Below are 26,232 nucleotides of genomic sequence, written 5' to 3' on the forward strand. Positions count from 1 at the left end.
GTTGCAAGACGCCCCCGACTTGCCGTAAAGTCAGAACAGATTTTTCAGGAGTATTTGCCCCGTGAACATGACCGAAGACCTCAGCTTCAAAGAGATGTGTACCCGGTTTGATGTCACGCCGCGCACCCTGCGCTATTACGAATACATTGAACTTCTGACCCCGCGCAAAGAAGGCCGCGCACGTTTTTACAGCACCCGTGAATGTGCCCGCATGACGCTTATTTTGCGCGGTCGCCGCTTTGGTTTCCCACTTGAAGATATCCGTCAGTGGCTGTTGATCTATGATCATGAGGGCACCGAGACGCAGATGCGCGCATGGGTTGAGCTGGCTGATGTGCAACTGGCCGAACTGGAAGAACAGCAGCGTCAATTGGTTGAAACCACCGAAGAATTGCGCCGCCTGCGCGATCTCACAGCAAATGAGCTGTCGTCCTAAGCCCACCCGAGCGACCACGACAAAACCCCAATAAACATAGCGATTTTTTGCTGATTTCAGGGCACTTTAGGCCATGGAAATCGGTTGATAATTTACGTTTGATTCACGAGTTGTTTACCTTGCGAAAAGTGACGCGGCGTTACATTTACGTTAACGTCAACTGTTTGCTAGCACTTGGGCATGACACATGTAGACACCCCCCACACCACGTTGGCGCACACCTCTGCGGGCGCCACAACGCCGGATGATCTTTTCGTCACGGACCGCATGATGAGCATCCGTGAAATGTGCGAGGCATTCGACGTCACTGCCCGCACATTGCGCTTTTATGAGGCCAAGGAACTGCTGTTCCCGATCCGCGAAGGCCAGCGCCGCCTTTTCACCAAACGTGACCGCGCGCGGCTGAAGCTGATTTTGCGTGGCAAACGCTTTGGGTTCAGCCTTGAGGACATCCGACAGTTGCTTGATCTGTATGACATGGGCGACCAGCAGCAGACCCAGCTCAAGCGCACCTACCAGATTGCCCAAGACCGCCTGAACGCAATGATCGCCCAGCGCGATGAACTGACCGAGGCGATCGAAGACCTCAAAGAACAACTTGCGTGGGGGGCCGAAATTATCGCCCGCAACGCAAACGACACACCTAACTAAAAAGTACCGATCAGGGAGAGATCCGTTATGCCCCATTACACAGCCCCCACCAAAGACATGGCGTTTGTGCTTCACGAGACACTGCGCATTTCCGAGCTTAGCACACGCGGCTACGCCGACCTTGATGCAGATTTCACCAGCGCCGTTCTGGAAGAAGCAGGCAAGCTGGCGATGGACGTCACAGCCCCACTGAACCCCGTTGGCGATGAGCAAGGCTGCACCCTTGAAAACGGCGTTGTGCGCACCCCTGACGGGTTCAAAGAAGCGTTCGAAACCGTGGCCGAAGGTGGATGGATGGGCCTTGATATGCCCGAGGAGTACGGCGGCCAAGGCATGCCTTACATTGTGCAAACCGCCGTGGGTGAGATGTTCAGCTCTGCAAACATGGCGTTCAACATGTACCAAGGCTTGGCCCACGGGGCGATGTCAGCGATCGTGGCGCACGGCACGGATGCGCAAAAACAAACCTATCTGCCCAACATGATCGCAGGCAAATGGGGCGGCACCATGAACCTGACCGAACCCCATTGCGGTACAGACCTTGGCCTAATGCGCACCAAAGCCGCCCCCCAAGAGGACGGCAGCTACAAAATCAGCGGTCAAAAGATTTGGATCTCAGCCGGTGAGCACGACATGGTCGACAACATCGTGCATCTGGTTCTGGCGAAAATTCCGGGCGAGCCGGATGACATCAAGGGCGTGTCTTTGTTTATTGTGCCAAAGTTTTTGGTCAATGAAAATGGCAGCTTGGGCGCGCGCAATGATCTGTCTTGCGGCGGGTTGGAAAAGAAAATGGGCATCCACGGCAATGCCACCTGCGTGATGAATTATGACGGAGCGACCGGCTATCTGATTGGCGAAAAAAATAAAGGCATGCGCGCAATGTTCACAATGATGAACGAAGCGCGTATCGGCGTCGGCCTGCAAGGCTATGCGCAGGGTGTTGTGGCCTATCAAAACGCTGCGGCTTTTGCCCAAGACCGTCTTCAGGGCCGCGATGTCACAGGTGCCAAAGCGCCTGAAAAGCCCGCAGACCCGATCATTGTGCACCCTGATGTGCGCCGCAACTTGATGGAGCAAAAGGCCTTTGTTGAGGGCGCGCGCGCGTTCACGTTTTGGGGCGCTACGATGATTGACCAAGCCGTGCGCGAAGATGATGCCGAGGCCGAGGCGATGATCTCGCTGTTGACCCCCATCATCAAAGGGTTCCTGACCGACAAAGGGTTTGAAACCGCCGTTAACGCGCAACAAACCCTTGGCGGCAGCGGTTTCACCCGCGAATGGGGCCTTGAGCAGTTTGTACGCGATGCGCGCATCACCATGATCTATGAAGGCACCAACGGCGTGCAGTCCCTTGATCTGGTGGGACGCAAACTTGGGCTGAACGGTGGTAAAACCGTTATGGCGTTCTTCGAGTTGGTGAAGTCTTTCATCAAAGACAACGCCGAACACGAAGCGCTAAACACCCACTTCCTGACACCCCTGAAAGCCGCATCAAAAGACCTGCAGGCGGCGGGGATGTATTTCATGCAAAACGGGATGAAAAACCCCAATAACGCACTGTCAGGAAGCTATGACTTCATGCACTTGTTCGGTCAGGTCTGCATGGGGCTGGTCTGGGCCAAGATGGGCAAAGCTGCCTATGCGGCTCTGGATGCTGGCGCCTCAGACACAAGTTTTTACGAGGCCAAAATCGCCACTGGTAAATATTACATGGCGCGATGCTTGCCGGTCACAGCAACCCATTTGGCACGTATCGAAAGCGGTGCGGACACTGTCATGACCCTTGAAGCCGAACAATTCTGAACCACCCCTTGCCGGAGCAGCAGATGTCAGGATTTGAGTATTTCAACCAAAGCGAAGTGGAAGCCCCAATGCGCGCTGCAGCACACGTTGGGGACTTCGCTTCGGACGGTCATCGGCTCTCCAGCCTGTACCGCGCCGCAAGCTTTAGCACCTCTTGGTTAAGCCCAAATAACAGCCAAGCAGATTATGCTTCGCTTTGGGCCAAATACTCATATCCCGCCGGCATCCCCTGCCCCACCTTCACGATTTGACGCGGCGCAATTTGCCCGCTGACCCCGCCCAACAAGGAGACTACCCTCATGTCTGAAGCCTATATTTATGACGCCGTTCGCACCCCGCGCGGAAAGGGCCGCAAAGACGGCTCACTGCACGAAGTCACATCCGTGCGCCTGTCTGCCCAAATTCTCAATGCACTGAAGTCGCGCAACGATCTAAGCGGTCACGCCGTTGAAGACGTGATCTGGGGCAACGTGACCCAAGTCATGGAACAGGGTGGCTGTCTTGCACGCACGGCCGTGCTGGCCTCAGACCTTGATCAGTCAATCCCCGGTCTTGCGATCAACCGGTTTTGTGCCTCTGGCATGGAAGCGGTGAACCTTGCTGCCAACCAGATCAAAGGCGGGGCTGGTGAGGCATATATCGCAGGCGGCGTTGAGATGATGGGCCGCGTTGCCATGGGTAGTGACGGGGCGGCCATCGCCGTTGATCCATCTGTTGCGATGGACACGTATTTTGTCCCCCAAGGCATCTCTGCCGATATCATCGCCACTAAGTACGGCTTCAGCCGCACCGATGCGGATGAGCTTGCCGTGAAATCACAACAACGCGCCAAAGCCGCGTGGGATGACAACCGTTTCGCCAATTCCATGATCACCGTGCGCGATCAAAACGGTCTCGATATTCTGGCCCATGATGAATACATGCGCCCCCAAACGGATATGCAGTCACTGGGCGGTTTGAACCCCGCGTTTCAGGCCATGGGCGAAGTTATGCCCGGCTTTGATAAAGTCGCGCTGCTCAAGTATCCGCACCTCGAAAAAATCAACCACATCCACCATGCGGGCAACTCGTCAGGCATCGTTGATGGGGCAGCGGGCGTTCTGATCGGCTCAAAGGCATTTGGCGAAAAGCACGGGCTGAAGCCGCGCGCTCGCATCCGTCAGACGGCCAAAATTGGCACCGACCCCACCATCATGCTGACCGGACCTGTGCCCGTTACTGAAAAGATCCTTGCGGATGCGGGGATGTCGATCAAAGACATCGATCTGTTTGAGGTAAACGAAGCATTCGCCTCGGTTGTGCTGCGCTTTATGCAGGCCTTTGATGTGGACGATAGCGTGGTCAACGTGAACGGCGGGTCTATCGCCATGGGGCACCCCCTTGGGGCGACCGGCGCAATCATCATCGGCACTTTGCTTGATGAGATGGAGCGCGCAGACAAAGAAGTTGGCTTGGCCACTTTGTGCATCGCCTCTGGCATGGGTGCCGCAACAATCATCGAACGCGTGTAAGGAGCCATTGATATGTCTGACTTTTCTATGAACATCGACGCAGACGGCGTGGCCACAATCGTGTGGGACACCGTTGGCAAATCCATGAACGTGATGAACCAACAGGGCTTTGACGACCTTGACGCGCTCATTGACCAAGTGCTGGCCGATGATGCTATCAAAGGCGCTGTGCTGACCTCTGGCAAACCCGGCTCGTTTGCAGGCGGTATGGATTTGAACATCATCTCCAAGATGAAAGAGATGGCCGGTGACGCACCTGCGCGCGGTCTGATGGACGGCCTCATGGCCACCCATGCTATTTTGCGCAAGATTGAGCGCGCAGGCATGGACCCCAAAACCAATAAAGGCGGCAAGCCAATCGCAGCGGCCCTGCCCGGCACGGCCCTTGGTATCGGGTTTGAACTACCCCTTGCGTGCCACCGCATTTTTGCAGCCCCCAACCCCAAAGCCAAAATTGGCCTACCTGAAATCATGGTTGGCATCTTCCCCGGCATGGGCGGCACAACGCGGCTTGTGCGCAAGATGGGCGCCATGGGTGCCTCGCCATTTCTGCTGGAAGGCAAGCTAAGCGACCCTGCGCGCGCCAAAGCGGCTGGCCTCATCGACGAGATCGCGGATGATCCCGTTGCAGCCGCCAAAGAATGGGTCCTCTCCGAGCCAAAGATCGTCAAACCATGGGACGAAAAGGGTTACAAAATGCCCGGCGGCGCGCCCTACCATCCTGCGGGTTTCATGACCTATGTGGGGGCCTCGGCGATGGTCAACGGCAAAACCCAAGGCGCATTTCCTGCGGCCAAGGCGCTTTTGTCGGCGGTCTATGAAGGCGCGTTGGTGCCTTTTGATACAGCCATCAAAATTGAGGCGCGCTGGTTCACCAATGTGCTGATGAACCCATCGTCTTCTGCCATGATCCGTTCGCTTTTCATCAACAAAGAAGCGCTTGAAAAAGGTGCTGTGCGTCCGGCGGAAGTCAGTGACCAATCCGTGCGCAAAGTCGGCGTTCTGGGCGCGGGCATGATGGGCGCGGGCATCGCACTTGTCTCCGCCCTTGCGGGCATCGAGGTTGTCTTACTGGACCAAAGCCAAGAGGCCGCGGACAAAGGCAAAGACTACACCGCCACCTACATGGACAAAGGCATCGCGCGCAAAAAAGCCACGCCCGAAAAGAAAGAGGCCGTGCTGGCGCAGATCACCGCAACCACAGATTACAACGCCCTTGCGGGCTGTGATCTGATAGTTGAGGCGGTCTTTGAGGACGTGGCGATCAAAGCAGACGTCACCAAGAAAGTCGAAGCCGTCGTGGACGCAGAGTGCATCTTTGCCACCAACACCTCGACCTTGCCGATTTCTGAGTTGGCCAAAGCCAGTGCACGCCCAGAGCAATTCATCGGCATCCACTTTTTCTCACCTGTCGACAAAATGTTGTTGGTGGAAATCATCAAAGGCGCGCAAACCGGTGATCGCGCCACGGCCAAAGCTCTCGACTTTGTGCGCCAGATCAAAAAGACCCCGATCGTGGTTAATGATGCGCGCTTTTTCTACGCCAACCGCTGTATCATTCCCTACATCAACGAAGGCATCCGCATGGTCGCCGAGGGTGTGCAGCCCGCCCTGATCGAAAATGCGGCCAAACAACTGGGCATGCCCCTTGGCCCGCTTCAATTGGTCGATGAAACATCTGTCGATCTGGGTGTGAAAATCGCCAAAGCCACCAAAGCCGCAATGGGCGATGCCTACCCTGACGGCGCCGTGGACGAGGTACTGTTCTGGATGGCCGATGAGGGCCGCTTGGGCCGCAAAGCCAACGCGGGCTTTTACGCCTATGACGACAAAGGCAAGCGCGGGTTGCTGTGGGACGGTCTTGCCGCCAAATACCCCACACGCGATGCGCAACCTGACATCATCGAGGTCCAGCACCGCCTGATGTTTGCCCAAACCCTTGAGGCCGTACGCGCCCTTGAGGACGGTGTTCTGATGGACATCCGCGAAGGTGACGTTGGCGCGATCCTTGGCTGGGGCTTTGCGCCGTGGTCTGGCGGGCCGCTGTCGTGGCTTGATATCATTGGCGCGCCCTACGCGGCAGAACGCTGTGATGCGCTTAGCGAAAAGTTCGGGGCACGCTTTGCGACCCCTGCGCTTTTGCGTGAGATGGCCGACAAGGGACAAAGCTTTTATGGCCGCTTTGCCCCTGCTGCCCCTGCCGCCTAGCAGGCTGTTGGCACTGTAACTTATCAGCGGGGGCGTGCACCGCACGGTGGTCTAAGACACCGTTAACGCCCCCGCACTAAACTGCGCTCAGGACGTCCTGAATTGTTCCGGTTTGACACACCGCATATCGACCCTGATACCGCGCGGGCCTTACACCCCCAACCGGATCATACCAACGGCAGCGCTGCCTCTTTTACGGCCTCGTTTTACCGCAAAAACCCTACAAACATGCCCGAGGCCCCCTCTGGCGATATACGGACCGAGGTGCCCTGCACTGCTGTCCCCCTCGCGGCCTTTCATTGGGCCAGCGGGGTTATTTGTGCATCAAAAAACGTAGCCAAACCGCGCAATGTCTTGGGCACAAACATCGGCAATCACATCGCGGGTCGTGTCGCTGAAATAGCCGCGGTAATCTGCATCGCGCTGTGATGCATTGGCGCGCCCAACCTCAAGCCTAAACCCTAGATGCGCCTCAAACGGGGCAAGATCATCGGTCAGATGCTCAAGGCGGATGAACGCATCGCACTGCTCCACACCGGTTTCATCCGTGACGTAATGAGCATAGGGATGCGCGCGCAGACTGTCTTGCATCCATGGCGTCAAAACAAACGCCTCAAAGGTTTCATCTTTGGCAAGGCTCACGGCGCGGTGGGCAAAGTCTTGGGCGCGCAGCCAGTGATAATAACTCACCACGCGGTCCCACGGATTGCGCACCAAGCTTACCGCAAATGGCGCGCCGTCAAACAACCCGGCCAAATCCGCGCGGGTCGCATGTTTCCAAAGCCGACCCGCCGTCTGAAGGCTCTTTTGCCGCTTTGCCCGCGCTTTGCCTTTTGGGGTATCGCCCACAATAATGTCATCCGCCATCGCCCGCGCCTCAAGCGCCAGCATCAGGGCAGTGCCCCCCGTTTTGGGCGCATGGGTCAGCAGATAGTTGCGGCCCTTGCTGTAGATCATGGGGCAAGCTGCTCGGGTAGCTTAGACTGCTCAGGTCGCTCAAGCCGCTCAAGCCGCTCAAGCCTCCCTGCGCGTTGCACCCGCCACGCCACAACCACACCAGAGCCGATGATGACCACCATCCCCAGCACCCCAAGCGGGCTGACGACCGTGCCAAACAGGATATAGGCCGTGACCGAGGCAAAGATCAGCAGCGTGTATTCAAAGACCGAAACAATCGGCGCGTCCCCGGTCAGGTAGGCCTTCATCAGGCACGCGATCGCCCCAACCGACACCACCGCCTGCACCAGAATGATCCACCATGACAGCGCCGTGGGCCAGACCCACGCGCGGCCCAGGAACCCCTCGCCCGGGTTGGCCTGCAGGTACAGCGACACCAATGCAGCGATCAACAAAACCCACGCCATGTAACTCCATGTCAGCACCCACGGGGTTTCGCCTTCGCACCATTTGCGCGTGGCCACATTACCCGTGGCGTAAAACACACCCGCCAAAATGGGCACCAGGTTGGGCCAGCCAAGCCCGCCCACATCGGGCTTCAGCACCATCAGCGCCCCGCACAGCCCCACAAAGGCCGTCACCAACCGCACAGGCCCGATGGGCGTGCGTGACCAAATAGCCTCGATGAACACCACCAAAACGGGCGCTGTGAACAGCCCCGCCGCCGCAGCCGAAATCGGGAAAAAGCCAAGGCAGCCGAAATACAAAATCATCGCAATCGCCAAAAACAGCGAACGCCCCAGCACGGCCCAAACCCGCTTTGGACGTAAGTTCAGCCCGAAAACCAAACCCAAAAGCGCCACTGTTGCCACTGCAACAATGCTGCGCAGGGTGTGGAATTGCCAAAGGCTGATGTCGTCCACAATATAGGGCACAAGGTTATCGACGATGCCCAAAATGACCATCGCCGTCATCATCCAGCCGATCGCGGCGGTGTTATTGGAAGGTGTACTGCTCATTTTCCCATCATTGACCGCTTGCCTCTTGCCGCGCAAGCGCCATAGTCGACAATATACGCGGTGCCGACGACAAGGCGTGCGTTGGAAGGTGAACTGCTTGGGAGGGCGCAATGGGCTGGATGAAAGATGAGACGGGTTTAGACAAAACACCCGCCAATTACGTGCCCCTAACGCCGCTGTCCCATTTGCGCCGCGCGGCTGATGTGTTCGCCCAAACCACCGCGGTAATTTATGGTGACCATAAAGTCACCTATGCGCAGTACCACGCCCGCTGCTCGCAATTGGCCAGCGCGCTAAAAAGCATCGGTGTGCAAAGCGGTGACGTGGTAGCGACGCTGCTACCAAACACTCCCGCCCAATGCGAAGCGGCCTTTGGCGTGCCCGCGTGTGGTGCGGTTTTGAACACCATCAACACCCGCCTTGATCCAGATACCGTGGCCTACATCTTTGATCACGGCGAGGCCAAGGCCGCTTTGGTCGACACCCAGTTCATGCCACTGGCGTTGCAAGCGATCGAACGGATGGACGGCCCCGCGCCCATCTTGATTGAAGTGCCTGACGCCGTTGCGGGCATCACAGCCACCGGCGCGCACCAAACATACGAAGATTTGCTGGCCACCGGCGATGCAGCGTTTGCGTGGATGATGCCCGAAGATGAATGGGAAAGCCTTGCGCTGAATTACACCTCGGGCACCACAGGGCGGCCCAAGGGCGTGGTCTATCATCACCGCGGCGCGTATCTGATGACCATGGGCACACCGGCCGCGTGGCAAATGCCGCTGCGCCCGCAGTACCTAACGATTGTGCCGATGTTTCACTGTAACGGGTGGAACCACGCGTGGATGATTCCAATGCTGGGCGGTACGATCCACTGCTGTCGCGATGTGACACCTCACGCTATTTATGACGCCATTGCCGCCGGTGTGACCCATTTTGGCGGGGCACCGATTGTGTTGAACATGATCGTCAACGCACCAGATGAAGCGCGGCGCAGTTTTGATCACACAGTCAAAGTCTTCACCGCAGGCGCGCCGCCCGCCCCCGCCACGTTGGCGGCCATCACCAAACTGGGCTTTGATGTGCAACAAGTCTACGGGCTGACCGAAACATATGGCCACGTCACCGAATGTCTTTGGGACCCCGCATGGGACGCGCTGCCCCAAGACGAGGCGGCCAGCATCGCTGCGCGCCAAGGGGTTGCTTTCCCCATGATGGAGCCCGTCGCCGTATGGGACGACAGCGGCAACGACATCCCGCGCGACGGCACCACAACCGGCCAGATCATGTTGCGCGGCAACTGCGTGATGAAGGGCTATCTGAAAAATCCGGACGCCACCGCCGAGGCCTTTGCGGGCGGGTATTTCCACAGCGGCGACATTGCCTTGCACCACCCCGACGGGTTCATACAAATCGCTGACCGTGCCAAGGACATCATCATTTCGGGCGGCGAAAACATCAGCTCTGTTGAGGTCGAAAGCGCGTTGATGAACCACGCGGCCGTCAACCTATGCGCCGTGGTCGCCAAGCCCGATGACAAATGGGGCGAGGTCCCCTGTGCCTTTGTTGAATTGAAAGACGGCGCAACCCCAACCGAGGCCGAGATCATCGCCTTTTGCCGCGCGCGCCTTGCGGGGTTCAAAACGCCCAAACGTGTGATTTTCCAAGAGCTGCCAAAAACCTCGACGGGCAAAATCCAGAAGTTTGAATTGCGCACAGTGGCGAAATCCCTCTGAGTGCAATTGCGGCGGTGCGGCGTCTGACCTATATGTTGTTCAGAGCAAGTTGACGGAGATAAAGCGTCAGATGACCGCCCTTTCACAGTACGCATTGCTCGAAAGCACGGGCCTTTGGCGCGCGGATGCAGATGCGCAGCGCCGCGAGGTGATCGTGTCTTTTGGCAACGCCACCCTTGTGATTACCGATAATGCCGAACGGGTTTTGTCCCATTGGTCATTGGCCGCCGTGCGCAAAGTGTCCGACAAAGATGGCGTGGTCACCTACAGCCCCGATGCAGACGGCACCGAACTTGTTGAGATTGACGACAAAACCATGGTCGAGGCCATCGACAAAGTGCGCAAAGCCATTGACCGGACCCGTCCGCACCGTGGGCGGCTGCGCGCCGCCGTGTTGGCGGGCAGCTTGGCATTGGTGGGCTGGATCGGCTTTTTCTGGATGCCCCCCGCCATGGTGGATCACACGCTTGGGGTTTTGCCCCAAGTCAAACGCGCCGAAATTGGCCGCGAGCTGAGCCGTGAGATTACCCGCCTTGCAGGCCCTGCGTGCACCCGCCGCGAAGGCACCCGCGCACTACAAATGGTGACGGACCGCGTTCGGGGCACGTCGGATAATGCGGATTTCGTAGCGCCTGCTGGGCTGCCGCAAATTCACCGCTCTGGCTTGCCGGATAGTCTGTGGTTACCCGGCGGCAAACTGCTGCTGAGTGCGACGCTGGTTGAGGATCATGATGACCCAGAAGTGCTGGCTGGATTTATGCTGGCGGCAGGTCTGCGCCAAGCGGGCCAAGACCCCGTACGCCCGCTGCTTGAGTTTGCGGGACTGCGCCACACATTCACATTGCTGACCACTGCGCAGCTGCCCCAAGACGTGCTACGCGGCTATGCCCAAGCGTTGGTTCAGACGCCGTTGGAAGATGTTGAGATGGGTGCGTTGGCGGATCAAATGCGGTTACGCGGCCTTGAGACGACCACCCTTGCGGCTGCAATTGACCCCAGCGGAGAGCGGACAAAACCACTGCTTGATGCGGCACAACTAAGCGATCCACCGTTGCTGAGTGACCGCGACTGGCTGGCCCTGCAGGGGATCTGCGATCAGTAAATTACTTGCGTAGAAACGCGTCGCGAAAGCCCGCAGATCGCGCGCCTTGAAGGGCTGCGCGTAGGGCGGATTGATCCTGAAAAGGTCCGGTCAGAACGACCTGATATGTTTTGCCGCCCCGCGTGGCACGCCCGATTTTTGCAGGCAGCCCTGCCGCAGCAAGACGCTGTGCAGCGCGGGTGGCATTGCCCTTCACCTCGTAGGTGCCCACCTGAACGAAGCGGTGCGATGCAGGCGTGCTTTTGGTCCCAAACGACAAACGTAACGGATCATTACCCGCGCGGGTGACCTGAGGAGCTTTTTTTAGCAGCTTGCGGGGGACTTTTTGCGTCCAGATGCGGTTGCTGGCAGCGCGCCCCTCGCGGGTCTCAAGGCCACGGCGCGGGTTCAGACGGTCATCGTCCCAAACGGGGCGGTAACCTTTTGGCGGGTCAAACGTGACGCGGGCGCTGGCGGGCACTTTTGACAGCCGCACCACACCGCGCGAGGGGTCCGGCGCTGTGCGCGGCGCAACATCAAGGCTGCTTTGCGGACCCAGCGTGGTGGTGCCGTCTTGGCCGAAAAAATTACCCTGCTGCGGGCCACATCGGACAGGATTATCGGGCGTGCCCGCGTTGATGTATTTCGAGCTAAGCGCCGAGGCCCCACGACAAGCAGGTTGGCTGCGGGTTGGCTGCGTAGTTGGCGCGGTTTGGATTTTGGGTGCGGCAGCGCTTGGCAACGTCGCGGTGGTGCGCAGAGGCGCGTTGGTGACCCCCTGACGGTCACGGCGCGGTGTCTGCGGTGTCAATGTGGCACTAGCGGTTTGACCAGTAACAGGCGTTGCCACTTTTGTTGTAGGCTGTACTGGCGTTTTGGCTTTTGCAACCGCTTTGGGTTTTGGCGCGGGCTTGCGCGCAGGCTGCGGCGCAGATTTAGTAGGGGCCGCTTGGGCGGGTGCGGCGGCTGTTGCACCCTTTAGAGAGGGTTGAAAGCCGCACACAATCTGACGGTTGCGAGATACACGCGGCACCCATGTGGTGTTGCCCGAAATGCCCGCACGGATGAAAACACATCCTTTACTATCAACGTATTGGTTGCCTTTGAACGAAGAGGGCGGGAACTCTGCTGGGACTGTATTGCCCGCCAGAGACTGGGCGGAGACAGACGTGGTAAACAGCAAGGCAAGGGTCGCCGTGAAGGCCGCGAACTTAGAAACAGACATATGTCACTCCACTAAATATAGCGAAACTGTGCGCCAAAAACCCTATTTAGTAAAGTGATAATGCTGTTACTTGGTGCCGAACATCCGGTCACCCGCGTCCCCCAAACCGGGCACAATGTAGCCCTGATCGTTGAGTTTTTCATCCACAGAAGCGGTCACGATGTGCACGTCTGGATGCGCTTGCCGCATGCGGGCAATGCCCTCAGGTGCGGCCAGCAGGCACATGAAACGGATGTTCGTAGCGCCCGCTTCTTTCAGACGGTCAATCGCTGCGACAGATGAATTGCCTGTGGCCAGCATCGGGTCCACTGCAATCACCAGCCGTTCCTCAAGCACGTCAGGCACTTTGAAATAATATTCAACGGGTTCAAGGGTTTGCTCATCACGGTAGAGCCCAACAAAACCAACCCGTGCAGAGGGAACAAGTTCAAGAACACCGTCCAGAAGGCCGTTTCCCGCCCGCAAAATCGAGATCAGTGCCAGCTTTTTACCGCGTAACATGGGCGCATCCATTGGTCCCATGGGTGTTTCGATTGCTTGATTTTCCAAAGGCAATTCACGGGTGATTTCATAGGCCAAAAACTGACTTATTTCGCGCAGCAACTGACGAAATTGCCCCGTCGAGGTTTCTTTGTCGCGCATGATAGACAGTTTGTGCTGAACCAAAGGGTGATCCACAAGGGTGACGTGTTCGTTCATGATTGAAGCCTTTTTGCAATGATGGCGCGGGTTTCGGCAGAACAGAATGCCGCCTCAAGGGCGTTTTGCTCAACTTCGCGGAAAATCTCATCGTCCCAACCAAAGTGGTGGGCAAGACGGTCGTATTCATTCGTCATGGTGGTGTGAAAGAACGGCGGATCGTCTGTGCTAACGGTCACTTTGACACCTCGGGCGCGCAGCTTTTCTATGGGATGTGACGCCCAGTTCGGCACGACCCCAAGCGCCACGTTTGACCCGGGACAGACCTCAAGGGTGATGTCATTCTCAATCAGCCGGTCGCAAAGCGCCAGATCAGTGATGGCTTGCACCCCGTGACCGATACGCGAAATGCCCGGCAGCTGATCAAGGGTATCGCGGACCATCGCCGCACCGCCCCACTCGCCCGCGTGCGCCGTCAGGCCAAGCCCCGCTTCGCGCGCGCAGTCAAAAGCCCAAGCAAAATCGCGCGGTGCGCCAACGGTTTCGGCCCCTGCAATGCCAAACCCTGTGATGAAGTCACCCGCAGTTTCAGCCGCACAAATGGCCGTTTCGCGGGATTTTTCGGCACCGAAATGGCGGATGGCCGTGACGCAGCCGCGCAGGGTGATGTGCGGCTCCATCGCGGCGGCGGCTTCTTGGATTGCGGCAAGGTATTCGCGCCACGCGCCCACATCACGTCCCCCGCAAAAATCTGGCGACAGGAACGTTTCGGCGTAAACAACCCCATGTTCGGCGCAATCTTGCAGCACCGCTGTGGTGAGGCGCGCGTAATCTTCAGGCATTTTGAGCGCTTGGGTCGCCGCCTCATAGACATCCAGAAAGCCCGCAAAATCCGCATAGTCGTAATTGCCACGTTCATCAAAAATGCCAGAGATATCGAGCTTTTTCTCAGCGGCGAGGCCCTTGATGAACGCAGGCGACGCGGCACCTTCCAAGTGCAAATGCAGCTCAAGCTTGGGGCGGTTCTTCATTTGGCGGGTGTCCCTTTTCCGTATTGTTTCAGGCCAAGATGGGCTGCGAGCGTAGCGCCTACATCGGCAAAGTTGATGGCGCCAAGCTCACCGGATTTCGCTAGCGCGGGCCCCACGACAGGCACCCGTTCGCGGGTGTGATCGGTGCCGCGCCACGTGGGATCATTGCCGTGATCGGCGGTGATCAACAGCAGGTCATCAGACGCAAGACGTGCCAAAAGACGCGGCAATTGCGCGTCAAACCATTCAAGATGGCGCGCATATCCAGCCACATCGCGGCGGTGGCCATATTCGCTGTCAAACTCGACGAAGTTGGCAAAAATGAATGCGCCGTCTTGGGCTGTGCCCGCCAGATCAATTAGGTCTTCCATCAGTTTTGCATCAGGCCCTTTGGTGCAATCTGTGATGCCGCGCATGCTGAAAATATCGCCGATTTTTCCCACGGCGTGAACCGCGCGGCCTTCGGCGGCGGCGAAATCCATCAATACATCTTCGGGGGGCAGTAGAGCAAAATCACGGCGGTGGGGCGTGCGTGTAAATGCCCCCGCAGCCCCCACAAAAGGCCGTGCAATAACGCGGCCAATACCCATTTCATGCAGTATAGGTGCGAGTTCGGCACACAAATCATAAAGCCGCTGAAGGCCGAAAATTTCCTCGTGGGCGGCGATTTGGAAAACGCTATCAACGGAGGTGTAGCAGATGGGCCAGCCGGTCCTAAGGTGCTCTGGGCCGAAGTCATCCAGCACGCCTGTGCCGCTGGCGTGACAGTTGGCAAGAGAGCCTTCGGTGCCTGCGATGCGCGCGACGGCCTCCAAAATTTCAGGCGGAAAAGCCACCGGAGTTTGGGGGAAATAATGCCACTCAAACGGGACCGGCAGGCCCGCCAACTCCCAATGTCCTGAGGGGGTATCTTTGCCGATGCTATGTTCGGTCGCACTTCCCCAAAGGCCCGCAATCGGGCCCGAGGTCGCGTCAAGAAGGCGGCTGTGACCGCTGGCTTGGGCAACAGCCGCACCAAGGCCAAAGGACAGTAAATTGGGAATGTTGAGCGGACCGGACCGCCCCACGTCTGCTTGCCCGTTTGCACAGGCATCGGCAATGTGGCCAAGGGTATTTGCCCCTTCGTCGCCAAAAGCCGCCGCATCAGGCGCGCCGCCACAGCCAACGGAATCCATTACAACCAAAAACGCGCGACCCATGGTTTAGTCCCCCTGCCCGACACGTTTGTAAATGGTCGGCGGCAGGTCCATCGGCGCATCGCCAAGGGTGATCGCCGCGCGGATGATTTTGGTCGCGGCGTCCGCGTCATGCTCGGAACGGGCGTGCAACATACACAGCGGCACATCCGCGTCGATCTGATCGCCCAAAGCTGCGATGTCCGACAGGCCAACAGAGTGATCGATCCGCCCGCCGATCGTTTTGCGCCCGCCACCAAGATGCACGACAAGCTGGCCCAATGCCTCGCCATCAATTGCGGTGACAAAGCCCGCGCGCGGCGGCAGAACTTCTTGCATCACTGGCGCGCTTGGCAAGCGGTCTTCCCACCGATCGACAAAATCATGGGGCCCGCCCATGGCGCTGATCATACGGCCAAAGACCTCGGCGGCGTTGCCATTGTAGAATGTATCCGTAATCAAATCGGCCCCTTGGGTGGCGTCTTGGGCAAGGCCCGCGCTGGCCAAAACAGAGCCTGCCAGATTGGCGGCCATGTCGGGCAAATCATGATCAACCCCGTCGCCCGTCAAGGCGTGCAGGGCCTCGGAAAGTTCCAGCGCGTTGCCCATAGATTTGGCAAGTGGTTGGTTCATGTCCGTGATGAGGGCGGTGGTTTTGCAGCCCGCACCGTTGGCCACATTGACCAAAGCGTTGGCCAGCACTTCGGCCTCGGCCACGGTTTTCATGAACGCGCCGCTGCCCATTTTGATATCAAGCACCAGCGCATCAAGACCGGCCGCAAGCTTTTTGGACAAGATCGACGCGGTGATCAGGGCCGTGCTTTTCACCGTGCCTGTCACGTCACGGACCGCGTAAAGGCGTTTGTCGGCGGGGGCCACATCTGTACTTGCGGCGACGATGGCGCAGCCGACCTCGCCTACTATTTTGCGAAACTTTGCGGGCGCGATATCGGCGGTGATGCCCGGGATGGATTCCAGTTTATCAAGGGTGCCGCCCGTGTGCCCAAGCCCGCGGCCTGAAATCATTGGGACGTATGCGCCACAGGCCGCAAGTGCGGGCGCGATCAAAAACGATGTGCAATCCCCAACACCGCCCGTCGAATGTTTGTCGATCACCGGCCCATCAAGGCCCCATTCCAGCACAGTGCCGCTATCGCGCATTTGCGTTGTCAGGGCCAAGAGTCCCTCGTCTCCCAGCCCGTGCAAACACACGGCCATGGCAAAAGCGCCCGCCTGCGCATCAGTCATGGAGCCGTCAACAAGGCCGCGCACGATCTGGGCAATCTCATCCGGATCAGGCGGCGTGCCACCGCGAAACTGATCAAGTAGAGGAGCGAAAGATGTCATTTGGCCATGTGATCGGCGTTGAAGACACCGGGCAAAAGTTCTTCGAGGGTCATGGAAAGCGTGTTGCCGCCGGTTGTGCCCATGGTGACCACCACATCGCCTGCGCCAAACTCGCGCAGCTTTTGACGGCACCCGCCGCACGGCGGCACCGGGGTTGGCGACCCCGCGATCACGGCGACCTCAACGATGCGTCCTTGTCCTGCGGCAACCATGGCCGCCAACGCGCCCGCTTCAGCACAGGTTCCTTCGGGATAGGCTACGTTTTCAACATTGCAGCCCACAAACACATCACCCGCATCCGTGCGCACTGCAGCCCCTACTTGGAAGTTGGAATAAGGGGCGTGCGCATTTTTCATGACCGCGTGAGCGGCCTGCATGAGCGGTGATGTTGACATGTCTGGTTCCTCTCGGCTTAACGCCAGCATAACTCGGGTTTGGGCTGAGTAAAACGGAGATCACCGCCCATGTCACCGTGCAATCGAACAGCGCGCGCGGCCCCCGTGAAAATATTGCCATTGGCAGGCCATGAAAAAAGTAGTTTAACGTTAAACAAATACCTTGGGAGGGCATTATGACAGACAATTCCAACCGTGATCCACAAGCATTGCGTCAAGCAGCGTTGGATTACCACCGCCACCCCAAGCCCGGAAAGCTGGAAATTCGCGCAACCAAGCCGCTGGCCAACGGACGTGATTTGGCGCGCGCATATTCGCCCGGTGTGGCCGAAGCCTGCATCGAGATCACCAAAGACGCCGAGGCCGCACAAGAATACACATCACGCGGCAATCTTGTGGCGGTTGTCACGAATGGCTCTGCGGTTTTGGGCCTTGGTAACATCGGCGCGCTTGCCTCAAAACCCGTGATGGAGGGCAAGGCGGTCCTGTTCAAGAAATTCGCCAACATCGATTGTTTCGACATTGAGTTGAACGAGCCGGACCCCGAAAAACTTGCGGATATTGTCTGCGCGCTTGAGCCAACGTTTGGCGCGATTAACCTTGAGGATATCAAAGCACCTGATTGTTTTATCGTCGAAAAACTGTGCCGTGAGCGGATGAACATTCCTGTTTTCCACGACGATCAGCACGGAACGGCCATTGTTGTGGGGGCCGCCGCAACAAATGCGCTGCACCTTGCGGGCAAGAAGTTTGAGGACATAAAGATCGTCTCTACTGGTGGAGGTGCGGCGGGCATTGCCTGTCTGAATATGCTGCTGAAACTGGGCGTGAAACGCGAAAACGTGTGGCTGTGCGACATCGAAGGGCTGGTTTACGAGGGCCGCACCAGTGAGATGACAGATCAAAAAGCCGAATACGCGCAGGCCAGTGATCTGCGCACGCTTGATGAAGTAATTGACGGCGCGGATATGTTCCTTGGGCTGTCTGGCGCGGGCGTTTTGAAGCCCGAGATGGTCGCCAAGATGAGCGATCAGCCGATTATTTTTGCATTGGCCAACCCCAACCCCGAGATTGATCCAGAAGCCGCGCGCGCCGTGGCACCGAACGCGTTGATTGCGACGGGCCGGTCAGATTTCCCCAACCAAGTCAACAACGTGCTGTGTTTCCCGTTTATTTTCCGCGGTGCGCTGGACGTGGGCGCGACCGAGATCAACGATGCGATGCAGCTGGCTTGTATCGACGGAATTGCCCAACTTGCCCGCGCCACCACAAGCGCCGAGGCGGCCGAGGCCTACCGCGGTGAGCAGCTTACGTTCGGGCCGGACTACCTTATTCCCAAGCCGTTTGATCCGCGCCTGATGGGGGTTGTGGCCTCGTCCGTGGCGCGCGCTGCAATGGAAAGCGGCGTGGCTAAGCGTCCCCTTGCGGATGTGGATCAGTACCACGCGGACCTTGATACATCTGTATTCAAATCCGCGCTTATCATGCGTCCCGTTTTCCAAGCAGCCAGCACCGCGACACGCCGGATTGTATTCGCCGAAGGTGAGGACGAGCGCGTGTTACGCACGGCCCAAGCGCTGCTTGAGGAAACCACCGAGACACCCATTCTGATTGGTCGTCCTGATGTGATTGGGCGGCGGTGCGAGCGTGCAGGTCTGAAAATTCGTCCCGAAGATTTAGAGATCGTGAACCCCAACCGCGATGATCGTTACCGCGATTACGTGCAGACCTATCACGAGTTGATGGCCCGTTCTGGTGTGACACCTGATTTGGCCCGCGCGATCATGCGGACCAACACCACTGCCATTGGATCCGTGATGGTGCACCGCGGCGAGGCTGACAGCATGATTTGCGGCACATTTGGTCAGTATTTGTGGCACCTCAACTACGTAGAGCAGGTGCTTGGCTCGGACGATTTGAAGCCTGCAGGCGCGCTGTCACTGATGATTTTGGAGGACGGCCCGCTCTTTATTGCCGACACGCACATCCACGCGATGCCCACGCCCGATCAAGTTGCCCAAACCGTTATTAGTGCTGCGCGCCACGTACGCCGCTTTGGGATTGAGCCGAAGATTGCGCTGTGTTCAGGCTCGGAGTTTGGCAACCTTGATAGCCAATCTGGACGCACAATGCGCGATGCGCTGCAGGTTCTTGACGGGTTGGGACTTGATTTCCAATACGAAGGCGAGATGCACACGGACAGTGCTTTGGACCCTGATTTGCGCGGTCGCGTCTTCCCGCAGTCGCGTTTGCAGGGGCAGGCCAATGTGTTGATTTACGCCAACACTGATGCGGCTGGTGCGACGCGAAACATCCTGAAATCCAAAGCCGGCGGGCTTGAAGTTGGGCCAATTCTGATGGGCATGGGCAACCGTGCGCACATCGTCACGCCCTCAATCACGGCGCGCGGATTGCTCAACATTTCTGCTTTGGCGGGCACCCCTGTGACCCACTACGGCTAGGGGCGGCAGGCGCGTCATCCTCTCAGATTGGGGGCTAAATCTGCGCAGAAGCATGATTATTTCGTGCTGTTTGCGCAAACGGTCCCTTGCCAGCACCGCGGTGCATACGCTTAATGCGCCCGACCAATTCTGCGCGGCCTCGTTTCGGCGGGAATGCAGCGCGGGAACGATGGTGCATCTGAGAGGACCCTGACCGATGAGCTATGCCAACACTTACGCCGCGTGGCGCAACGACCCCGAAGCATTCTGGATGGGCGCTGCCCAACAGATCGCGTGGGACCGCGCCCCAACCAAAGCGCTGTTTGCCGAAAACGCGCCGATGTATGAGTGGTTCAGCGACGGTTTGGTGAACACGTGTTACAACGCCGTTGACCGACACGTGGACGCAGGGCGCGGCGATCAGGCGGCAATCATTTACGACAGCCCCGTCACAGGCAGCCAGCGTACTTTGACCTATTCCCAATTGCGCGACGAAGTTGCCGGTTTTGCGGGCGGTCTGGCAGCCCAAGGCGTGGGCAAAGGCGACCGCGTTTTGATTTACATGCCCATGGTCGCCGAAGCGATTGTGGCGATGTTGGCGTGCGGACGCATCGGGGCGATCCACTCGGTGGTATTTGGCGGTTTTGCCGCCCACGAATTGGCCGTACGCATTGATGACGCCCAGCCCAAATGCATCGTAGCTGCGTCCTGTGGTATCGAAGGCAGCAAGACAATCGCTTACAAGCCATTGCTTGATACGGCCATCGACAGTGCCACCCACAAGCCAGAAACCTGCGTGATTTTGCAGCGCGAGCAACTGAGCTGTGATCTGGGGCCACGTGATCTGGATTGGCACGCGTTTCAGCAAGGCACCCAGCCTGCCGCGTGTCTTCCCGTGGAAGGCAACCACCCCGCCTATATCCTGTATACCAGTGGGACGACCGGCGCGCCCAAAGGCGTTGTGCGCCACACAGGCGGGCATTTGGTGGCGATGAACTGGACCATGAAAAACGTCTATGACGTTGAACCCGGTGATGTGTTTTGGGCCGCTTCTGACGTGGGCTGGGTCGTGGGGCACAGCTATATTTGCTACGCGCCGTTGATCCACGGCAACACCACCATCGTCTTTGAAGGTAAGCCCGTTGGCACCCCTGATGCGGGCACGTTCTGGCGCGTGATGTCAGAACACAACGTCAAAGTTTTCTTTACCGCCCCAACCGCGTTCCGTGCCGTAAAACGTGAGGATCCTGAAGGTAAGCTGTTTGCCAATTACGACCTGCCCCATCTGAAATCGATCTTCTTGGCAGGTGAGCGCGCAGACCCCGACACGATCAAATGGTTGGGCAACATGACAGGCCTGCCAGTGATCGACCACTGGTGGCAAACAGAAACCGGTTACGCCATTGCGGGCAACCCCATGGGCATTGAGCCGCTACCTGTCAAAATCGGTTCCCCCACAGTGCCGATGCCCGGCTATGACGTGCAAATTCTTGATGACGGCGGCCACCCGCTACCTGCGGGCGAGTTGGGTGCAATCACCATCAAACTGCCCCTGCCGCCTGGCTGTCTGCCAACCCTTTGGAACGCCGAAGACAGGTTCAAAAGCAGCTATCTTGAAGCCTTTCCGGGATATTACGAGACAGGCGACGCAGGCATGATTGATGAGGACGGCTATGTCTACATCATGGCGCGCACTGATGACGTGATTAACGTGGCAGGTCACCGCTTAAGCACCGGCGCGATGGAAGAAGTCTTGGCCGCCCACAAAGACGTTGCCGAATGCGCCGTGATCGGCGTGAACGACGCGCTAAAAGGTCAGTTGCCGTTGGGCTTTTTGTGCCTGAACGCGGGCGTGGACCGTGACCCAAGCGAAATTGTCGCCGACGTAATCGCAGATGTGCGCGGCCAAATCGGGCCTGTTGCGGCGTTTAAACTGGCGGTGGTTGTTGACCGGTTGCCCAAGACACGGTCGGGCAAAATCCTGCGCGGCGTCATGGCCAAAATTGCCGACAGCGCGCCCTATAAAGAGCCTGCGACCATTGATGATCCGGCGATCCTTGATGAAATCAGGGCCGCACTTCAGACCCTTGGCTACGCGAAAAGCTAAGCGGTTAGTCAACGCCGCACTGGACATCTAACGCCAAGTGCCCACTTTAAGGGTATGGTAATTGATGACTTTTCGAGCTTGGATTTATGGCGCTTTGTCACCGACGGGGTGATGGGCGGTGTCTCTGAGGGCACCATGACACGCGGCCGCGAGGGGGACGTCGATTACGTTCGCCTGAGCGGTGACGTGAGCACAGAAAACAACGGCGGGTTCATTCAAATCCGCCGTGATATGCCGCCTCTGCCGCCCGAAGCGCAGGTACTAACCCTGCGGGTGCGGGGCAATGGTGCCTCCTATTTTGCCAACCTGCGTACAACGGATGCAAAACGTCCGTGGCACAGTTACCGCGCGGAATTTCAGACCACAAATGAATGGCGTGATATCACGTTGCCTTTGGCCGATTTCGCCCCTGCGGGACGCGGCTTTGATCTGCCGCTCAATACCCAAAACATCCGCACCATCGGGATCATCGCCTATGGCCGCGATTACGCAGCTGACGTCAGCGTGGCACAGATTGGCTGGAGGTAGCGCAGTGGCTATCGCGCGGATAGACCACGCAGCGGTTTGGGTTCTGCAAAATAGCTAAGGACGAACGCAGGTTGGCCGCGCAAAATTTGTCCGTCTGGTGTTTCAGACAGGCCAACCAGCACCCCACCCCGTTCAAAAAACGCAATGCAGCTTGGGCCAAAGGCCCGGGCCGTTTGCAAAAACAACTCAGCTAAATTTGCGTTATCCTGTGCGGTCAATTGATCGCCCATGACTTTTGCGGTGGTGCTTTTACCGTCCGTGCACAGCCGCGCGCCCTCAGGCCGAAGGGTGTCAGCAACGGTCATCACCGCCCCAAGATCCGCATCAAGAATAAAGGTTGAGCGCGCCTGAACCGTGCCGTCATTACGTGCTTGATAACGTGAAATCATCTCGCAGCTATCGGTCTCAAGGTCGTAGTTTGCGCACTCAAACGGGGTTGCAGCAGTACGCGTCAGCAGCTCTTGAAAGCCAATTCGGTCTTGCGGGCCAACGCGCAAACTGCACGCGGTCAGAGACGCAGATGCAAACAGCCAACCCACAACAACAGCTGCGCGGCGCAGCGGGTGGATCATACGAATTGTTCCTGAATGAGCCGTTCTTCCAACCCGTGTCCAGGGTCAAACAAAATGCGGTGCGCAATCGAAGGGTCCGAGTGGATTTCCACGCTGGCCACATTGTTCACACTGCGGCTGTCTGCATCGGCCATCACCGGGCGCTTGGCAGGGTTGACCACCTCAAAGCGGACCTTGGCCGTCTTTGGCAAAAGCGCCCCGCGCCAGCGCCGGGGCCGGAACGCCGCCATTGCCGTGAGGGCCAAAACATCCGAACCGATCGGCAAAATCGGACCGTGAGCCGAGTAGTTGTACGCCGTTGAGCCCGCAGGCGTCGAGACCAGCGCCCCGTCACACACCAGTTCTTTCATGCGCAGTTTGTCGTCCACATAAATCCGAAGTTTGGCCGCCTGCGGACCTGCGCGCAGTAGGGATACTTCGTTGATGGCCAATGCCTCGTGGACTGTGCCGTCAACGGTTTTTGCAATCATCGACAGCGGGTTGATGACCTCTTCTTCAGCCGCAGCAAGCCGGAACGGCAAATCATCCGCGTGATATTCATTCATCAAAAAGCCAACAGTGCCGCGGTTCATGCCGTAAACAGGCGTATCGAGGTGCTGTGTTGCGTGCAAAGTTTGCAGCATAAACCCGTCGCCGCCCAAGGCCACAATCACTTCGGCCTGTCCAAGATCCGCATTGCCATACCGCGCGCTTAACACCTCCAACGCGCTTTGCGCGGTCTGCGTATCGCTTGCCGCAAAGGCGATTTTGGGAAGCTGCCCCATGGGAGTTTTCCTTTAGGTTCATGGACGTTGCGTAAAGACATCGCCTGTGCCGATGTGAAACGCAAGCCGCCTATGGCGACCTTTCGTCACCGCTTTCATCACCATTATGACGGAAACGGGCCTTTTTCCGATAGGAAACATGCGTTAACTTACCGCCAAACCGCCCGTGCGCGGTGCTTAACTCAAAAGGATGCTGCCATGAACGCCCCACACCGTGATGATGGATTTTTCACAGAAACCCTCGAGACACGCGATCCGGCTCTCTATGCTGCGATGCAGGCCGAACTTGGCCGCCAGCGTAACGAGATCGAGCTGATCGCCTCTGAAAACATCGTGTCTGCAGCGGTGATGGAAGCCCAAGGCGGCGTGATGACCAACAAATACGCCGAAGGCTATTCGGGCCGCCGCTACTACGGTGGGTGCCAACACGTGGACGTTGCAGAAGACTTGGCAATTGAACGCGCCAAAGAGCTGTTCGGCTGCGGATTTGCAAACGTTCAGCCCAACTCAGGCTCACAGGCGAACCAAGGTGTGTTTCAGGCGTTGCTTGCACCGGGTGCAACTATTTTGGGGATGTCGCTGGACGCAGGTGGCCACTTGACCCACGGCGCGCGCCCGAACCAATCAGGCAAGTGGTTCAACGCCGTTCAGTACGGTGTGCGCAAAGAAGACAATCTGCTGGATTACGATGAGGTCCAACGACTTGCGACCGAGCATAACCCCGACATGATCATCGCTGGCGGCTCTGCCATTCCACGGGTCATTGATTTTGCCCGCATGCGCGAAATTGCAGACAGCGTCGGTGCGTATCTGTTGGTGGACATGGCGCACTTTGCAGGTCTGGTTGCGACAGGTCTGTACCCCTCGCCGTTCCCACATGCGCACGCGGCCACAACGACCACACACAAAACATTGCGCGGCCCACGCGGCGGCATGATCCTGACCAACGACGAAGCTTTAGCCAAGAAGTTCAACTCTGCGATCTTCCCCGGCATCCAAGGCGGCCCTTTGATGCACGTCATCGCCGGTAAAGCCGTGGCATTTGGCGAGGCCCTGCGCCCCGAGTTCCAAAGCTACCAATCCCAAGTGATCAAGAACGCCCAAGCGTTGGCAGATCAACTCATCAAAGGTGGGTTGGACATTGTCACCGGTGGCACTGACACGCACCTGATGCTGGTCGACCTGCGTCCCAAAGGCGTGAAAGGCAACACCACAGAAGAGGCGCTTGAGCGCGCGCATATCACTTGCAACAAAAACGGTATTCCGTTTGACCCAGAAAAGCCGATGGTCACATCTGGCCTGCGTTTGGGCACACCTGCAGGCACAACGCGCGGCTTTACCGAAGTTGAATTCCGCCAAGTAGGTGATCTGATTGTTGAGGTCGTGAACGGTCTTGCAGCAAACGGACCAGACGGAAACGGGGACGTCGAAAAAGCAGTTGCGGCAAAAGTCGAAGCACTTTGCGCACAGTTCCCAATTTACCCGAACCTGTGATCAAAGCCCGTGGCGCGGAGCCAACCTAAACATAGCCGCGCCACACCAGCAGCCCCACAAAGGCAGCACCGGTGATCAAAAGCGCAAACATTGCGCGCCCCAAGATACCAAGAACAAAGCCCACGCGCCGGTCGCGTGGGTTTATTTCGTTTAGATAAAGACACACCTCGGAATGCGCGCGCACGACTGCGGCGGGATCGATCTGTTTTGCCAGTTGCGGATGCTCTGCGACCGTCGCCGCGTGGGCCAGAAAACGCCCTTTTGCGCGGACACGGCGCGGAAGCACCGCGCCACTGCGTGCAAGCTGATCGCTTAGGGTTTTGCCACGCACAGACAGTTTCTCGCGCAGTAAGGACGCGACCTCATCTGCTTTGTGCTGGATATCTTGGGGGGTCATGGGGTATCCGAATACTATGTTACACCACCTCGTATACGGCGACGAAACCGCCCTTCCAACGCTTTTCATCGGGCACGGCTTGTTCGGCTCTGCGCGCAACTGGAACGTCATTGCCAAGCGTCTGTCAGACAACCGCCGCGTTGTTGTGATTGATCAGCGCAACCACGGCGCAAGTGCGCACACAGCAACACACAGCTATCCAGAAATGGCCGCTGATTTGGCCGAAGTGATTACCGCGTTTGGCGGCAAGGGCGACGTGGTCGGCCACTCTATGGGCGGTAAAGCCGCGATGGTCATGGCCTTGCAGCATCCCGCCCTAGTGAACCGCCTTTTGGTCGCCGACATAGCACCCGTGACATACACGCACACACAAATGGACGTGCTGAACGCCGCACGGGCCACTGATTTAAACGTGGATAGCCGCTCGGCGCTTGATATCCCGATCGATGACAAAGCCGTTGCCGCGTTTCTTGCGCAAAGTGTTGATATAAAGGCGCAAAAATGGCTGCTGAACCTTGATACGCTTGCGAACGAAATGGAAAAGATCATCGGGTTTCCACAAATAGAAGGCACGTTCACCGGACCCACATTGTTCTTAAGCGGCGCCAATAGTGATTATGTCACGCCAGCCCATCGCCCCGCCATCAAAGAGCTTTTTCCAGACGCAAAATTCGCGAAACTGCCGGATGCAGGGCATTGGTTACACGCCGAAAAGCCACGCGAATTTGAGGCAACCGTCCGCTATTTTATGGACTGACGCGATGGATATAGCGCC

The 26,232-nt window shown here is 57.9% G+C and carries 22 protein-coding genes and 1 pseudogene; 12 read left to right on the forward strand and 11 right to left on the reverse strand.

Features of this window, described 5'->3' with window-relative positions; all coding sequences use genetic code 11:
- Positions 1-67: 67 nt before the first annotated feature.
- The 5 genes from NeNHUV3_RS05170 to NeNHUV3_RS05190 all read left to right on the forward strand — a co-directional run bounded on the left by NeNHUV3_RS05170 (position 68) and on the right by NeNHUV3_RS05190 (position 6,612).
- Positions 68-436, forward strand: a complete 369-nt coding sequence (locus NeNHUV3_RS05170; protein ID WP_391482928.1) for a MerR family DNA-binding transcriptional regulator — start codon at positions 68-70, stop codon at positions 434-436.
- 267 nt (positions 437-703) lie between these two features.
- Positions 704-1,087, forward strand: a complete 384-nt coding sequence (locus NeNHUV3_RS05175; RefSeq protein ID WP_048599365.1) for a MerR family DNA-binding transcriptional regulator — start codon at positions 704-706, stop codon at positions 1,085-1,087.
- Positions 1,088-1,114: 27 nt separating this feature from the next.
- Positions 1,115-2,893, forward strand: coding sequence for an acyl-CoA dehydrogenase C-terminal domain-containing protein (locus tag NeNHUV3_RS05180; protein ID WP_391482929.1), 1,779 nt, complete (start codon positions 1,115-1,117; stop codon positions 2,891-2,893).
- Between the two features lie 299 nt (positions 2,894-3,192).
- Positions 3,193-4,404, forward strand: a complete 1,212-nt coding sequence (locus NeNHUV3_RS05185; protein ID WP_391482931.1) for an acetyl-CoA C-acetyltransferase — start codon at positions 3,193-3,195, stop codon at positions 4,402-4,404.
- 12 nt (positions 4,405-4,416) lie between these two features.
- Positions 4,417-6,612, forward strand: coding sequence for a 3-hydroxyacyl-CoA dehydrogenase NAD-binding domain-containing protein (locus NeNHUV3_RS05190; RefSeq protein WP_391482933.1), 2,196 nt, complete (start codon positions 4,417-4,419; stop codon positions 6,610-6,612).
- A gap of 324 nt (positions 6,613-6,936) precedes the next feature.
- Here NeNHUV3_RS05190 and NeNHUV3_RS05195 read toward each other — a convergent pair whose 3' ends face one another.
- Both NeNHUV3_RS05195 and NeNHUV3_RS05200 read right to left on the reverse strand, forming a co-directional pair.
- The gene (locus NeNHUV3_RS05195; protein ID WP_391482935.1) at positions 6,937-7,569 is read right to left on the reverse strand and encodes a Type II secretory pathway, pullulanase PulA; all 633 of its coding nucleotides are present in this window, start codon (positions 7,567-7,569) and stop codon (positions 6,937-6,939) included.
- Complete coding sequence (locus NeNHUV3_RS05200; protein WP_391482936.1) at positions 7,566-8,528, reverse strand: DMT family transporter; 963 nt, start codon at positions 8,526-8,528, stop codon at positions 7,566-7,568. The genes NeNHUV3_RS05195 and NeNHUV3_RS05200 overlap by 4 nt, the downstream gene beginning before the upstream one ends.
- Positions 8,529-8,638: 110 nt before the next feature.
- Between NeNHUV3_RS05200 and NeNHUV3_RS05205 the strand changes: the two genes are divergently transcribed.
- The gene (locus NeNHUV3_RS05205) at positions 8,639-10,261 is read left to right on the forward strand and encodes an AMP-binding protein (protein ID WP_391482937.1); all 1,623 of its coding nucleotides are present in this window, start codon (positions 8,639-8,641) and stop codon (positions 10,259-10,261) included.
- Between the two features lie 70 nt (positions 10,262-10,331).
- The gene (locus tag NeNHUV3_RS05210; protein ID WP_391482939.1) at positions 10,332-11,363 is read left to right on the forward strand and encodes a hypothetical protein; all 1,032 of its coding nucleotides are present in this window, start codon (positions 10,332-10,334) and stop codon (positions 11,361-11,363) included.
- Position 11,364: 1 nt separating this feature from the next.
- On the opposite strand, the gene NeNHUV3_RS05215 is transcribed toward NeNHUV3_RS05210, so the two are convergent.
- The 6 genes and pseudogenes from NeNHUV3_RS05215 to NeNHUV3_RS05240 form a co-directional block, all read right to left on the reverse strand.
- On the reverse strand, positions 11,365-12,567 hold the full coding sequence (locus NeNHUV3_RS05215; protein ID WP_391482940.1) for an SPOR domain-containing protein: 1,203 nt from the start codon (positions 12,565-12,567) through the stop codon (positions 11,365-11,367).
- A gap of 66 nt (positions 12,568-12,633) precedes the next feature.
- The gene (gene upp, locus NeNHUV3_RS05220) at positions 12,634-13,266 is read right to left on the reverse strand and encodes a uracil phosphoribosyltransferase (protein WP_391482942.1); all 633 of its coding nucleotides are present in this window, start codon (positions 13,264-13,266) and stop codon (positions 12,634-12,636) included.
- On the reverse strand, positions 13,263-14,237 hold the full coding sequence (locus tag NeNHUV3_RS05225; RefSeq protein WP_391482944.1) for an adenosine deaminase: 975 nt from the start codon (positions 14,235-14,237) through the stop codon (positions 13,263-13,265). Before NeNHUV3_RS05225 ends, upp begins: the two co-directional genes overlap by 4 nt.
- Positions 14,234-15,436, reverse strand: a complete 1,203-nt coding sequence (locus NeNHUV3_RS05230; RefSeq protein WP_391482945.1) for a phosphopentomutase — start codon at positions 15,434-15,436, stop codon at positions 14,234-14,236. The genes NeNHUV3_RS05225 and NeNHUV3_RS05230 overlap by 4 nt, the downstream gene beginning before the upstream one ends.
- A 3-nt stretch (positions 15,437-15,439) precedes the next feature.
- Positions 15,440-16,759: a thymidine phosphorylase gene (locus NeNHUV3_RS05235; RefSeq protein ID WP_391482947.1), complete on the reverse strand. Its 1,320-nt coding sequence runs from the start codon at positions 16,757-16,759 to the stop codon at positions 15,440-15,442.
- A pseudogene (locus NeNHUV3_RS05240) lies at positions 16,756-17,199 on the reverse strand (cytidine deaminase); the annotation flags it as partial. The pseudogene NeNHUV3_RS05240 and the gene NeNHUV3_RS05235, both read right to left, overlap by 4 nt.
- Before the next feature lie 131 nt (positions 17,200-17,330).
- On the opposite strand from NeNHUV3_RS05240, the gene NeNHUV3_RS05245 reads away from it, so the two are divergent.
- From NeNHUV3_RS05245 to NeNHUV3_RS05255, 3 genes are all read left to right on the forward strand, one after another.
- Positions 17,331-19,616 carry an NADP-dependent malic enzyme gene (locus tag NeNHUV3_RS05245; protein WP_391482949.1) on the forward strand — a complete coding sequence of 762 codons (2,286 nt, stop codon included), beginning with the start codon at positions 17,331-17,333 and terminating at the stop codon, positions 19,614-19,616.
- A gap of 196 nt (positions 19,617-19,812) precedes the next feature.
- Positions 19,813-21,702: a propionyl-CoA synthetase gene (locus tag NeNHUV3_RS05250; protein ID WP_391482950.1), complete on the forward strand. Its 1,890-nt coding sequence runs from the start codon at positions 19,813-19,815 to the stop codon at positions 21,700-21,702.
- 54 nt (positions 21,703-21,756) lie between these two features.
- Positions 21,757-22,230 (forward strand): CIA30 family protein, encoded by a 474-nt coding sequence (locus NeNHUV3_RS05255; RefSeq protein ID WP_391482951.1) that lies wholly within the window; start codon positions 21,757-21,759, stop codon positions 22,228-22,230.
- An 8-nt stretch (positions 22,231-22,238) separates the two neighbouring features.
- On the opposite strand, the gene NeNHUV3_RS05260 is transcribed toward NeNHUV3_RS05255, so the two are convergent.
- Together NeNHUV3_RS05260 and NeNHUV3_RS05265 are read right to left on the reverse strand one after the other, a co-directional pair.
- Positions 22,239-22,802 (reverse strand): hypothetical protein, encoded by a 564-nt coding sequence (locus NeNHUV3_RS05260; protein WP_391482953.1) that lies wholly within the window; start codon positions 22,800-22,802, stop codon positions 22,239-22,241.
- Entirely contained in the window at positions 22,799-23,566 is a 768-nt protein-coding gene (locus NeNHUV3_RS05265) for an NAD kinase (RefSeq protein WP_341246854.1), read from the reverse strand. Before NeNHUV3_RS05265 ends, NeNHUV3_RS05260 begins: the two co-directional genes overlap by 4 nt.
- A 198-nt stretch (positions 23,567-23,764) precedes the next feature.
- On the opposite strand from NeNHUV3_RS05265, the gene glyA reads away from it, so the two are divergent.
- Entirely contained in the window at positions 23,765-25,060 is a 1,296-nt protein-coding gene (glyA, locus tag NeNHUV3_RS05270; RefSeq protein WP_341246855.1) for a serine hydroxymethyltransferase, read from the forward strand.
- A gap of 25 nt (positions 25,061-25,085) precedes the next feature.
- Here the strand turns inward: glyA and NeNHUV3_RS05275 are convergent, their stop codons facing one another.
- On the reverse strand, positions 25,086-25,457 hold the full coding sequence (locus NeNHUV3_RS05275; protein ID WP_391482955.1) for a hypothetical protein: 372 nt from the start codon (positions 25,455-25,457) through the stop codon (positions 25,086-25,088).
- A gap of 16 nt (positions 25,458-25,473) precedes the next feature.
- Here NeNHUV3_RS05275 and NeNHUV3_RS05280 point away from each other — a divergent pair, with 16 nt between their 5' ends.
- Entirely contained in the window at positions 25,474-26,214 is a 741-nt protein-coding gene (locus NeNHUV3_RS05280; RefSeq protein ID WP_391482956.1) for an alpha/beta fold hydrolase, read from the forward strand.
- The last annotated feature ends 18 nt before the right edge of the window (positions 26,215-26,232 follow it).

It is taken from the genome of Nereida sp. NH-UV-3 (assembly GCF_042939535.1).
In the GTDB taxonomy this organism is placed as follows: Bacteria; Pseudomonadota; Alphaproteobacteria; order Rhodobacterales; family Rhodobacteraceae; genus Nereida; species Nereida ignava.